At 60.4% G+C, this 12,094-nt stretch carries 13 protein-coding genes and 1 tRNA gene; 11 read left to right on the forward strand and 3 right to left on the reverse strand.

All coding sequences use genetic code 11. The features are described 5' to 3' along the window. Window positions 1–33 precede the first annotated feature (33 nt). The 6 genes from V8P77_RS20110 to pncB all read left to right on the forward strand — a co-directional run bounded on the left by V8P77_RS20110 (window position 34) and on the right by pncB (window position 5,349). Window positions 34–324, forward strand: coding sequence for a hypothetical protein (locus V8P77_RS20110; RefSeq protein WP_335913945.1), 291 nt, complete (start codon window positions 34–36; stop codon window positions 322–324). Continuing rightward, window positions 324–827: a type II toxin-antitoxin system VapC family toxin gene (locus V8P77_RS20115; protein WP_335913946.1), complete on the forward strand. Its 504-nt coding sequence runs from the start codon at window positions 324–326 to the stop codon at window positions 825–827. The genes V8P77_RS20110 and V8P77_RS20115 overlap by 1 nt, the downstream gene beginning before the upstream one ends. Continuing rightward, complete coding sequence (locus V8P77_RS20120; protein WP_335913947.1) at window positions 824–2,452, forward strand: ABC transporter ATP-binding protein; 1,629 nt, start codon at window positions 824–826, stop codon at window positions 2,450–2,452. Before V8P77_RS20115 ends, V8P77_RS20120 begins: the two co-directional genes overlap by 4 nt. 9 nt (window positions 2,453–2,461) lie before the next feature. After that, the gene (locus V8P77_RS20125) at window positions 2,462–3,421 is read left to right on the forward strand and encodes a 2-hydroxyacid dehydrogenase (protein ID WP_335913948.1); all 960 of its coding nucleotides are present in this window, start codon (window positions 2,462–2,464) and stop codon (window positions 3,419–3,421) included. An 88-nt stretch (window positions 3,422–3,509) separates the two neighbouring features. After that, window positions 3,510–3,857 carry a flagellar basal body-associated FliL family protein gene (locus V8P77_RS20130; RefSeq protein WP_335913949.1) on the forward strand — a complete coding sequence of 116 codons (348 nt, stop codon included), beginning with the start codon at window positions 3,510–3,512 and terminating at the stop codon, window positions 3,855–3,857. A gap of 187 nt (window positions 3,858–4,044) precedes the next feature. Next, a complete protein-coding gene (gene pncB / locus V8P77_RS20135) occupies window positions 4,045–5,349 on the forward strand; it encodes a nicotinate phosphoribosyltransferase (RefSeq protein WP_335913950.1) in 1,305 nt (434 codons plus the stop codon). On the opposite strand, the gene V8P77_RS20140 is transcribed toward pncB, so the two are convergent. From V8P77_RS20140 to V8P77_RS20150, 3 genes are all read right to left on the reverse strand, one after another. Then, the gene (locus V8P77_RS20140; RefSeq protein ID WP_335913951.1) at window positions 5,331–5,570 is read right to left on the reverse strand and encodes a CrpP-related protein; all 240 of its coding nucleotides are present in this window, start codon (window positions 5,568–5,570) and stop codon (window positions 5,331–5,333) included. The genes pncB and V8P77_RS20140 overlap by 19 nt on opposite strands. Before the next feature lie 429 nt (window positions 5,571–5,999). Then, the gene (locus V8P77_RS20145) at window positions 6,000–6,209 is read right to left on the reverse strand and encodes a KTSC domain-containing protein (protein WP_025396685.1); all 210 of its coding nucleotides are present in this window, start codon (window positions 6,207–6,209) and stop codon (window positions 6,000–6,002) included. Window positions 6,210–6,462: 253 nt separating this feature from the next. Then, a tRNA-Ser gene (locus tag V8P77_RS20150) sits at window positions 6,463–6,552 on the reverse strand. A gap of 226 nt (window positions 6,553–6,778) precedes the next feature. Between V8P77_RS20150 and V8P77_RS20155 the strand changes: the two genes are divergently transcribed. The 5 genes from V8P77_RS20155 (at window position 6,779) to V8P77_RS20175 (ending at window position 12,094) form a co-directional block, all read left to right on the forward strand. After that, window positions 6,779–7,096 carry a hypothetical protein gene (locus V8P77_RS20155; RefSeq protein ID WP_018070333.1) on the forward strand — a complete coding sequence of 106 codons (318 nt, stop codon included), beginning with the start codon at window positions 6,779–6,781 and terminating at the stop codon, window positions 7,094–7,096. A 316-nt stretch (window positions 7,097–7,412) separates the two neighbouring features. After that, window positions 7,413–8,405: a BMP family lipoprotein gene (locus tag V8P77_RS20160; RefSeq protein WP_335913952.1), complete on the forward strand. Its 993-nt coding sequence runs from the start codon at window positions 7,413–7,415 to the stop codon at window positions 8,403–8,405. A gap of 84 nt (window positions 8,406–8,489) precedes the next feature. After that, a complete protein-coding gene (locus V8P77_RS20165) occupies window positions 8,490–10,001 on the forward strand; it encodes an ABC transporter ATP-binding protein (RefSeq protein WP_335913953.1) in 1,512 nt (503 codons plus the stop codon). Between the two features lie 7 nt (window positions 10,002–10,008). After that, window positions 10,009–11,112 (forward strand): ABC transporter permease, encoded by a 1,104-nt coding sequence (locus tag V8P77_RS20170; RefSeq protein ID WP_335913954.1) that lies wholly within the window; start codon window positions 10,009–10,011, stop codon window positions 11,110–11,112. A 10-nt stretch (window positions 11,113–11,122) separates the two neighbouring features. Continuing rightward, window positions 11,123–12,094 carry an ABC transporter permease gene (locus tag V8P77_RS20175; protein ID WP_335913955.1) on the forward strand — a complete coding sequence of 324 codons (972 nt, stop codon included), beginning with the start codon at window positions 11,123–11,125 and terminating at the stop codon, window positions 12,092–12,094.

Here is a 12,094-nt window from a genome sequence, read left to right on the forward strand (position 1 = left end):
TTGGGTATGACGCAACTTTTGAGGCACAGGCCGATGAACAAGATCGTGTTTGAGCATTATCCTGCATCGAAGCTGCCGGAAGAACTCCGAAAGGGCCTGGAGAAAGACGCCATGGTGCGTGTGGTGATCGAGGAAGAAGCCAAGGACGAGCGGAGAGATCCTTTTCCGGGATTCAAAAACCTGCCGAAGATTGAGCGGAAGCCGATGACCACAGGCGAAACCCTCGCCGCCATTCGGCGCATAAAAGCGGAAGACAGGCCATCTGTGACTGCCGAGGAAGCGGTCGCCAGAATTCGCCGGCTGCGGGATGATTGGGATGATTGATGCAAGGTGTCAGTAGAATTTATCTCGACACGAATATTTTCATCATGGCATTCGAGAGGCGGGACGAGACGAGTGATCGCCTCGCTCAACTGCTTGCCGCAGGCGACGCTTCCGCCGAGCCGAGATTCGTGACGAGTGAGTTGACGCTGTCCGAGCTTCTGGTGACGCCATATCGTCAGAATGACGACAGCCTGATTGATGTGTATGAAGGGCTGATCCTGACGAACAGCTGGCTTGAAGTGCTTCCGGTCGCTTCGCCCACACTTCGGTATGCTGCTGTGCTGCGGTCTCAATATGGCAGTCTGAAACTACCGGACGCCATTCATCAATCGACGGCCATCGGCGCAAACTGTTCGCATATCCTGACGGACGATCAGCGAATAAAGGATGAATACCAGCTCACGCATCAGAGATATGGGCGGACAGCGCAAGCTCGGCCCTTGACCATTCTTCGTCCGGATGAGCCCACTCTTTCCTCCCTCCTGAAAAGTCTGCCCGAATGACAGAACCGCTCCTCTCAGTCCGCGATCTCTCGGTTGCCTTTCATCAGGGCGGCGAGACCTCGCTCGCCGTCGATCACATCTCCTTCGATATCGCCAAAGGCGAGGTCGTGGCGCTGGTCGGCGAATCCGGCTCCGGCAAATCGGTCTCGGCCAACTCGATCCTGCGGCTTTTGCCTTATCCTTCGGCAAGCCATCCCTCCGGCGAAATCCTGTTCAAGGGCAAGGACCTCCTGAAGGCGTCGGAGCGGGCGCTGCGGGAAGTGCGCGGCAACGACATCACCATGATCTTCCAGGAGCCGATGACCTCGCTCAATCCGCTTCATACGATCGAGAAGCAGATCGCCGAGATCCTGGCCCTGCACCAGGGCCTTACCGGCCAGCCGGCGCGTGAGCGCGTGCTGGAATTGCTGAACCAGGTCGGCATCCGCGAACCGGAAAAGCGGTTGAAGGCCTATCCGCACGAACTGTCAGGTGGCCAGCGCCAGCGCGTCATGATCGCCATGGCGCTCGCCAACCGGCCAGAATTACTGATCGCCGACGAGCCCACCACGGCGCTTGACGTCACCGTGCAGGCGCAGATCCTCGAATTGCTCCGGCAGTTGAAGGCCGTCCACGGCATGTCGCTGCTGTTCATCACCCATGATCTCGGCATCGTCCGCGAATTCGCCGATCGGGTCTGCGTCATGACCAAGGGCAAGATCGTCGAAACCGGGACGGTCGCGGAGGTCTTCGCCGATCCCAAGCACGAATATACCCGCCACCTTCTCGCTTCCGAACCGCGCGGCGAGCCGCCGCTTGCCGATCCGTCGAAACCATTGGTGATGGAAGGTTCGGATATCCGCGTCTGGTTCCCGATCAAAGCGGGGCTGATGCGCCGCGTTGTCGATCACGTGAAGGCCGTCGATGGCATCGATCTTTCGCTGCGCGCCGGCCAGACCCTCGGCGTCGTCGGCGAATCCGGTTCCGGCAAGACCACGCTCGGCCTGGCGCTCACACGGCTGATCTCCTCGCAAGGACGAATTGCCTTTGTCGGCAAGGATATAGCCGGCTATTCATTCAGCGAGATGCGGCCGCTGCGCAACCAGCTGCAGGTCGTCTTTCAGGATCCCTATGGATCGCTCAGCCCCCGCATGTCGGTCGGCGATATCGTCGCCGAAGGGCTGAAGGTGCATGAGCGCTCGCTGACATCAGAAGAACGCGATCAGCGCGTCTGCTGGGCGCTGGAGGAGGTGGGTCTCGATCCCCTGACCCGCTGGCGTTACCCGCACGAATTCTCCGGCGGCCAGCGCCAGCGCATCGCCATTGCCCGGGCCATGGTGCTGAAGCCACGCTTCGTCATGCTTGACGAGCCGACCTCCGCGCTCGACATGAGCGTGCAGGCCCAGGTGGTCGATCTCCTGCGCGATCTGCAGAAGAAGCACGATCTCGCCTATCTCTTCATCAGCCACGACCTGAAGGTAGTGAAGGCGCTCGCCAACGACGTCATCGTCATGCGTTTCGGCAAGGTAGTGGAGCAGGGACCGTCGGCGGAAATCTTCCGCGCGCCGAAGGACGATTACACCAGGGCGCTGATGGCCGCCGCTTTCAACATCGAGGCGGTGCCGACACCCGCCGTACAGCAATAAAAGAAGATCATGCCCGCAACTCCTCCCGTTCTCGTCGATATCAAGTTCAATCCCGAAGGCGTCGCCCTCGTACTGAAGACGGCCTTCGCCGACCGCGGCAGCATCAATCTCGCCGATCCGGCCGATCGGACACGCGATCTCCGCGACGTCGAATACGCGCTTCTCTGGAAGCCGGATGCCGATCTCTTCAAACGGGCGCCGAACCTGAAAGTGATCTTCTCCGGCGGCGCCGGCGTCGACCATATTATCGGCATGGACGGCCTGCCCGAGATCCCGATCGTCCGCTTCGTCGACCGCAGCCTGACGACCCGCATGAGCGAATGGGTGGTCATGCAATGCCTGATGCATCTGCGCGGGCAATACACCCATGACAGCCACCAGCGGCAGCGTGAGTGGGCCAAGCTGATCGCGCCGGAGGCGGCAGAAGTGACGGTCGGCGTCATGGGTCTCGGCATTCTTGGGCAGGATGCGGTCGCCAAGCTGAGAGTGATGGGGTTCAACGTCATCGGGTGGTCGCGCAGCCGCAAGCAGATCGACGGCGTCGAAACCTTCGATGCCAGCGAGTTTGACAGCTTCCTCGCAAGGACTGACATCCTCGTCGGCCTGCTGCCGCTGACGCCTGAAACATCAGGCTTCTATGACGCCGGGCTGTTTGCAAAGCTGCGCCGCAACGGCGCGCTCGGGCGGCCGGTCTTCATCAATGCCGGCCGCGGCAAGAGCCAGGTCGAGGCCGATATCGTCTCCGCCATCCGTGACGGTACCCTCGGCGGCGCTTCCCTCGATGTCTTCGAGGCGGAGCCGCTTGCATCAGACCACCCGCTATGGGACTTGCAGAACGTCTTCATCACGCCGCATGACGCGGCCGTCTCCGAAGAAAACGCGCTGTTCCGGCATGTCGAGACGCAGATCGCCCGTTTCGAGCGTGGTGAGCCGCTGCAATTCGTCGTCGACCGCGCCGTCGGCTATTGAGCTTTCGGAACCTTCCTGACAGCCACCCGTTTCTTCTGCGGAAATTCTTCGCGGCCGGATCGGCCCGTCAATACAGCGGAAGGAGACGATGATGGCCCATCAGACCGAAACACGCTGGGAAAAGTCGGATGGCAAGCTTCACAAGGAAGAGCAGATCCCGCCGGTGAAGGCAAGGCAGGGACGCATGGGTTATCGCATCCTGACGGTGCTGATCGTCGCGCTGGTGCTTGCCTTCGTGGTTTGGATCCCGGTCGAAATTTGGGGTAATCGCGAGGCAGAAGAAGTGGCGCCGCAACAGCCGGGTGAACAGCTCCAGTCGCAGCAGCCTTCGCCGGCTCCCGCGCCGGCGCTGCAGAATGGGACTGCCGTTCCAACCGAAACGCCGAACATCACGCCGGCCGCTCCGAATGTGGCGCCTGCAACCCCGGCCCAATAATCGTGAGCAAAACCATGTTCACGTCCCGTCGCGACACTGTGGCGGGACGTTTATTGTTTTGTCTGGACTTTAGCCGCCGATTTTTCGATAAGAAGGCGCACGAGCCGGTTTTGTGCGCCGGCTGGGAACTTGGCAGTACCCGGGAATTTGGCAGCACCTGACCGGAGTGGACAGGGGCGGGAGTTTGATGGCCAGGACCGATATCGCAAGACGCGTCTACAATCACGCCTGGAAACTCGATCCGATCATCCGCAGTCTGATCGATACCGACTTCTACAAGCTTTTGATGCTGCAGATGATCTGGAAGCTCTATCCGGAGGTGAACGCTTCGTTCACCCTCATCAACCGCACCAAACGGGTGCGTCTGGCCGAGGAGCTCGACGAAGGCGAATTGCGCGAACAGCTCGATCATGCTCGCACGCTGAGGCTTTCGAAGAAGGAGATGATCTGGCTTGCGGGTAACAGCTTCTATGGTCGCGCGCAGATCTTCGAACCGGAATTCCTTGCCTGGCTTTCCAATTTCCAGCTTCCCGAATACGAGCTGTCGAAGAAGGACGGCCAGTATGTGCTGGATTTCCACGGATCGTGGAAGGAAACCACCATGTGGGAAATCCCGGCGCTCGCCATCGTCAACGAGCTGCGCTCGCGCTCCGCGATGAAGGCGCTCGGTCCCTTCACCCTCGATGTGCTCTATGCTCGCGCCAAGGCGAAGATGTGGTCGAAGGTCGAACGGCTGAAGGAATTGCCGGGCCTGCGTATCTCCGATTTCGGCACTCGCCGCCGCCACAGTTTCCTCTGGCAGCGTTGGTGCGTCGAGGCGCTGAAGGAAGGCATCGGCCCGGCCTTTGCCGGCACCAGCAACGTATTGCTGGCGATGGATTCCGATCTTGAGGCCGTCGGCACCAATGCTCACGAGCTGCCGATGGTGGCCGCCGCCCTTGCCGAAACCGACGAGCAGTTGCGCAACGCGCCCTACAAGATCCTGCGCGACTGGAACAAGCTCTATGGCGGCAACCTTCTGATCGTCCTGCCGGACGCCTTCGGCACCGCTGCTTTCCTGCGCGACGCGCCGGAGTGGGTCGCCGACTGGACCGGCTTCCGCCCGGACAGTGCCCCGCCGATCGAAGGCGGCGAGAAGATTATCGACTGGTGGAAGAAGATGGGCCGCGATCCGCGCCAGAAGCTGCTGATCTTCTCCGACGGCCTCGATGTCGATGCCATCATCGATACCTACCGGCATTTCGAAGGCCGCGTGCGCATGAGTTTCGGCTGGGGCACGAACCTGACGAACGATTTTTCCGGCTGCGCGCCGATCGAGATCTCCGGCCTCAACCCGATCTCCGTCGTCTGCAAGGTCAGCGACGCCAACGGCCGTCCGGCAGTAAAACTCTCCGACAATCCGCAGAAGGCGACCGGCGACCCGGCCGAGGTCGAACGCTACCTGAAATTCTTCGGCGCCGAGGACAGGATCGATCAGACCGTTCTGGTGTAGGTCTGGGTCAATGTGCCACCATGCCGGGGCATGTTGATGTGCCCCGCCATCGCATCCTCGATCGACCAACCGAAGCGCCAGGCGTCGAACATCGAGTACCATTCCTGAAAATCAGCGATCGGCAGGATATCCGGCTTCGACATCGGATTGTCGGCCAGACTGCGGCCACGCGCACGGTCTCGTGCGCCACGCTCCTGCATCTCAAGCAGATTCTCGAACATCATTACCCCCGTCTTTATTCCGATTTATGCAATCATTCTAATAAAGCGTTGTCGAGTCCGGATGCGATAATTCGGGTTTTTCACAGGATTAGCCCCAATTCGCTAGTTCAGGAGATGATGAGGTCGCAGCCGTTCTGGGTCATTCCAGACAAACAGAGCATGGCGGCGTCCGAGAGCTGCTCATGCGCTTCGCCATCACGCACACCGAGCATCGGTGACGGGGAGGCTCGGCTTCCTGGCTGGGGTCCGCCGCCGAGCCTCCTGGCTGGCCGACCTTGAACAAAGCCGACAGCGCCGACACGTTGCCGCTTTCCGACAGCCGCGATCCAACCCGGATGGTATCGAGGGTTAACAGCCGGTTACTATCCACCGGCCTTGTCCCGATCTCGCACAATCCCGCAATGCGCGCTGGCGGTATCGGCTCGGGTTTCAGGCTGCCAATCTGCGAAACCGGGTTCTGATCCGGTCGAGATAATAATGGCCGGGAGACGGCGCCACCGTCATCGCGTGCGCTTCCGAGGAGGGAACGCCTTCAAACAAACGTTCCTCGCCATTCTTGAAACAAATCCGCAGTCGTCCGTCTTCCTGGCCGAAATAGACGGATTTGATGATCTTCGACTTTACCGAAAGTTCTTCCACCTGTTTTACCTCTGTTTTTGATTTTGGCAGACGGTAAACCCAAACGTGCAAAGAGGCGGTGAAGCCGCATGGTAAAAATTCAGGAATCTTTCGACGTGCTGAACTTGAGTTCGCGCTGCGTTTCCAAGGCACGGAGATCACGGCGCTGGCGATGACGAAGGTGGAGCACGTCTTCCACGAACGTAGATTGGGGATCCGACAGCTTCGGCCAGTTGTCGACAACGGTTTAAGGTGAATATCGAAATCGATACCATGGCGGACAGGGTGGGATTCGAACCCACGGTACGCTTTCACGTACACACGCGTTCCAGGCGTGCGCCTTAAACCACTCGGCCACCTGTCCATTGGGCGTTCGCGCCTAGGGTAGGAGCAAATCGTCGGAACGGCGCGATATATACCGATGAATTTTTACCGATCAACCTAAATCTAACAGTTTTTTGACTTCTTCGGATAAAACTCGCCTCGGCCCATCCATTGTGCTTCACCTCATCGACGACTATGTAATTCTCTAGGTGGAGAATGGCGCGGCCGGCCGGAATTGTCCGGCATATCGAGCGTCGGAGGAATTGATGCGTTTCCTGTTGCGTCTGGCGAGTCTTGTCGCGCTTGCGGCGGCCGTGATTGCCGGGACCATCGATTCGATCCAATCGGTTGCGGCGTCCTCCGTGGTGATGACGCCGATCTCCGATGCCTGGCAGGATGTGAGCCCGACAACGCTGACGTCGCTGCAATCCTCCCTTTCCTACTATATCCACCCGCGTTTCTACACCTTCATCTTCCAGTGGCTGATGCTCCAGCCGGCCTTTGCCGTTTTCCTGGTGATCGCGCTGCTTCTGTGGATGATCGGCTACAAGAAGCCGCCGGTGGCCGGCCGCTTCACCGCATAGGAAACCGGTTCTGCCGGCACGATCCCGCTTGAAATCGGCGTAGGTACCGCCCCTTTCTTTGCCTCGGCATTGCTGTTGGATTGGCTAGAAATCCAGCATCCGGGCGGCGGAAATGTCCAAAAATAAGCCCCGAAGAGCTGATTTTCGGCAATCACTGCAAATCTTTACCAGCTGAAAAATTTCTGGTGAATTTTTCCGTGAGCCATGCAAGGATGCACGCAGCCAGGCCTCCGGGGGGAGGTCGGTGGTTCCGCAGACATGCCCGAAAAGGGCTTGCGGGAGGACCCCTAACGAATAGCAACAACAGGGCTGCACAATGAAAAAATCCCTTCTCACTCTCTTTGCCGTGGCTGCCATGTCGACGACGGCGCTTGCCGCCGATGTCAAGCCGGCGCTGGTTTACGGCACCGGCGGGAAGTTCGATAAGTCCTTCAACGAGGCGGCCTATAACGGTGCCGAGAAGTTCAAGACCGAGACCGGCATCGCCTACCGCGACTTCGAGCCGACGGGCGACACCCAGGGCGAACAGGCCATCCGCAACTTCGCCAGCCGCGGTTTCAATCCGGTGGTTGCCGTTTCCTTCGCCTGGACCTCGGCCATCGAGAAGGTTGCAGCCGAATTCCCGGATACCAAATTCATCATCGTCGATTCCGTCGTCGACAAACCGAACGTCCGCTCGGTTGTCTACAAGGAAGAAGAAGGCTCCTACCTCGTCGGCGTTCTCGCCGGCATGGCCTCGAAGACCGGCAAGATCGGCTTCGTCGGCGGCATGGACATCCCGCTGATCCGCAAGTTCGAATGCGGCTACGAGCAGGGCGCACGCTCGGTCAAGGCCGATATCGAAGTGTTCCAGAACATGACCGGCACCACGGGCGCTGCCTGGAACGACCCGGTCCGTGGCGGCGAGCTCACCAAGAACCAGATCGACCAGGGCGCTGACGTCGTTTATGCGGCAGCCGGCGCCACCGGTCTCGGCGTTCTGCAGACCGCCGCCGACAACAAGAAGCTGTCGATCGGCGTCGACTCCAACCAGAACCATCTGCATCCGGGCTCGGTCCTGACCTCGATGGTCAAGCGCGTCGACCTCGCCGTCTACAACGCCTACAACGACACCAAGAACGACAAGTTCACCGGCGGTGTCCAGGCGCTCGGCGTCAAGGAAGATGGTGTCGGCGCCGCGATCGACGACAACAACAAGTCCCTGATCACACCGGAAATGCAGGCTGCCGTCGACAAGGCTAAGGCCGATATCATCGCGGGCACCATCAAGGTTCACGATTACACCTCGGACAACGCTTGCCCGAAGTGATCCGCGCCCGAAAGTGATGATTGAGATCAGGCGTATGGCGGAGGGGATTTTCGCCATACGCCCTTTTCTTATTTGGAGCCTGCAGTGACAGATAAGCCCGCTATCGAGCTTGTCGGCATCGACAAGAAATTCGGTGCCGTCCATGCGAACAGGGACATCAACCTGACCGTTGCCAAGGGGACGATCCACGGCATCATCGGTGAAAACGGCGCCGGCAAATCGACGCTGATGTCGATCATTTATGGTTTCTACCATGCCGATAGCGGCGAGATCCGCGTCAACGGCAATCCCGTCACCATCCGCGACAGCCAGGCGGCGATCGCCACCGGCATCGGCATGGTGCATCAGCACTTCATGCTGGTCGATAATTTCACGGTGCTCGAGAACATCATGCTTGGCGCCGAAGGCGGCATGCTGTTGGCGAGGGGCGTCGCCTCGGCCCGCGCCGAGCTCAAGCGGCTGGAAACGGAATATGGCCTGGAGGTCGATCCGGACGCGCTGATCGAAGAGCTCCCGGTCGGCCTGCAGCAGCGTGTCGAGATCCTGAAAGCGATGTATCGCGGCGCCGAGATCCTGATCCTCGACGAGCCGACCGGCGTTCTGACGCCGGCAGAGGCCGATCATCTCTTCCGGATCCTCAAGGTGCTGCGCGACCAGGGCAAGACGATCATCCTCATAACCCACAAGCTGCGCGAGATCATGGCGATCACCGATACGGTCTCGGTCATGCGCCGCGGTGAAATGGTCGCGACCCGCAAGACGGCGGAGACGACGGTGGAGGAACTCGCCGAGCTGATGGTCGGCCGCCGCGTGCTGCTGCGCGTGCAGAAGGGCGAGGCCAACCCCGGATCTCCCGTGCTGTCCGTCCGCAACCTGACGGTCAAGGACAATCGCGGCGTCACCATGGTCGACAATGTCTCCTTCGACGTGCGCGCCGGTGAGATCGTCGGCATCGCCGGTGTCGCCGGCAATGGCCAATCCGAATTGCTGGAGGCGATTGCCGGCATTCGCAAGCCGACCTCCGGTGAAATCCTCCTCGACGGCCAGACGATCGACAAGGCCGATCCCGCCCGCCTGCGTGATCTCGGCCTCGCTCATATTCCCGAGGACCGACACCATATGGGCCTGGTGCTGAAATTCGAGGAATATGAAAATTCCGTGCTCGGCTATCATCGCCACCCGGCCTACAGCAAGGGCCCGCTGCTCGATCTCGAAGCGATCCGCAAGGATGCGATGGAGAAGATCGAGAAATACGACATCCGCCCGCCGAACCCGCGTCTGAAAACGGCGAATTTCTCCGGCGGCAATCAGCAGAAGATCGTCGTCGCCCGCGAGATCGAACGCGATCCGAAGATGCTGATCATCGGCCAGCCGACACGCGGCGTCGATATCGGCGCCATCGAATTCATTCACCGCCGGATTATCGAAATGCGCGACGCGGGCAAGGCGATCCTGCTCGTCTCCGTCGAACTCGATGAAATCCGCTCCCTTTCAGACCGTATCCTTGTCATGTTTGCCGGCCACGTCGTCGGCGAGAAGACGCCCGATGCCGGTGAACAGACCCTCGGCCTGATGATGGCCGGCATTGCCGCGTGAGGCCTTTATGAGCACTGCTTCCGTTCCGCTACCAAACTGGATCAACTACGGCCTCATCCCGATTTTGAACCTCACCGTCGCCTTCCTGATCTCCGGCTTCGTCGTTTGGCTGATCGGCGAGAGCCCGCTCGATGCGCTGTCGCTGCTGATCCAGGGCGCGCTCGGCAATGGCGAAGGCATCGGCTTCACGCTATACTATGCGACGAGTTTCATCTTCACCGGCCTTTCCGTCGCGGTGGCGATCCATGCCGGACTTTTCAACATCGGTTCCGAAGGCCAGGCCTATCTCGGCGGCCTCGGCTGCGCGCTGGTGGCGCTGGCGCTCGACCGCTACGTCCCATGGTATGTAACGATGCCGATCGCGGTCGTCGGCGCCGGCCTGTTTGGTGCGGCCTGGGCCTTCATTCCGGCCTTCCTGCAGGCAAAACGCGGCAGCCACATCGTCATCACGACGATCATGTTCAATTATATCGGCGCAGCGCTGATGGTGTACCTCCTGGTGCATGTGCTGATCGTGCCAGGCAAGATGGCGCCGGAAACCCGCACCTTCCTCGAAGGCGGTCAGTTGCCGAAGCTCGGCTGGGTCATGCAGCTGTTCGGCGCCAAGCTGGGGGCTGCCCCGTTCAACGTCTCCTTCATCATTGCGCTCGTCGTCAGCTACCTCGTCTGGCTGCTCGTCTGGCGCACCAAGCTCGGTTTCGAGATGCGCACGCTGGGCGTCAGCCCGACGGCAGCGGCCTATGCCGGCATCCCCTATGCCCGCACCGTGATCATCGCCATGCTGCTCTCCGGTGCGCTCGCCGGCATGATGGCGCTGAACCCCGTCATGGGTTCGTCGGCCCGTCTGCAGGTGGAATTCGTCGGCGGCGCCGGCTTCGTCGGCATCGCCGTATCGCTGATGGGCCGCAACCATCCGCTCGGCATCATCGTGGCCGCGATCCTCTTCGGTATCCTCTATCAGGGCGGTGACTGGATTTCCTTCGAAATGCCGAATATCACCCGCGAGATGATCCTCGTCATCCAGGGTCTGGTGATCCTCTTTGCCGGCGCGCTGGAATATATGTTCCGGCCGGCGATGGTGCGCCTCTATCAGCAGTTCAAGCGCGGTTAAGGAGCGGGCGATGGATTATTACGACATCCTTATCAACGTTTTGAGCTCGACCATCCGCCTGTCGATCCCGCTGATCTTCACCGCTCTTGCCGGTCTGTTTTCGGAACGCGCCGGCATTTTCGATATCGGCCTGGAGGGCAAGATGCTGGGCTCGGCCTTTGCCGCCGCCTGCGTTGCCTATCTCACCGATTCGGCCTGGCTCGGTCTCGGTGCCGGCATCCTCTGCTCGGTGGCGCTGAGCCTGGTGCATGGCTTTGCCTCGATCACCAATCGCGGCAACCAGATTGTGTCAGGCGTCGCGATCAACTTCTTCATCGCCGGCATCACCATCGTGCTCGGCCAGGCCTGGTTCGGCCAGGGCGGACGTACGCCGCAGTTGTCGCCGGATTCGCGCTTCGCGCCGATCATCCTGCCGGGCGCCGATGCCGCCCGCGACATACCGATCATCGGCCCGATCTATGCCAATGTCATATCGGGCAACAACGTCCTCACTTATCTCGCCTTTCTCGCCGTGCCGTTTTCCTGGTGGGTGCTTTACCGCACACGCTTCGGCCTGCGGCTCCGCGCCGTCGGTGAAAACCCGGGCGCAGTGGATACGGCAGGTATTTCCGTTGCCTGGCTGCGCTATCGCGCCGTCATGTGCGCCGGCATCCTTTGCGGCTTTGCCGGCACCTATCTGGCGATCGCCCAGTCCGCTGCCTTCATCAAGGACATGTCGGCCGGCAAGGGCTACATTGCGCTCGCAGCACTCGTCTTTGCCAAGTGGAAGCCGGTGCCCGTCATGTTTGCCTGCCTGCTCTTCGGCTTCCTCGATGCGCTCGCAAATTTCATGCAGGGAAAGCAGGTGCCGCTGATCGGCGAAGTGCCGGTTCAGGTCTTCCAGGCGCTGCCCTATGTCCTCACCTGCGTCCTGCTTGCTGGCTTCATCGGCGTCGCGACCCCGCCGAAAGCTGGTGGCGTGCCCTATACGAAGGAGCGTTGA

Origin of the sequence: Rhizobium aouanii (assembly GCF_037002925.1) — a bacterium.
GTDB classification, from domain to species: Bacteria; Pseudomonadota; Alphaproteobacteria; order Rhizobiales; family Rhizobiaceae; genus Rhizobium; species Rhizobium aouanii.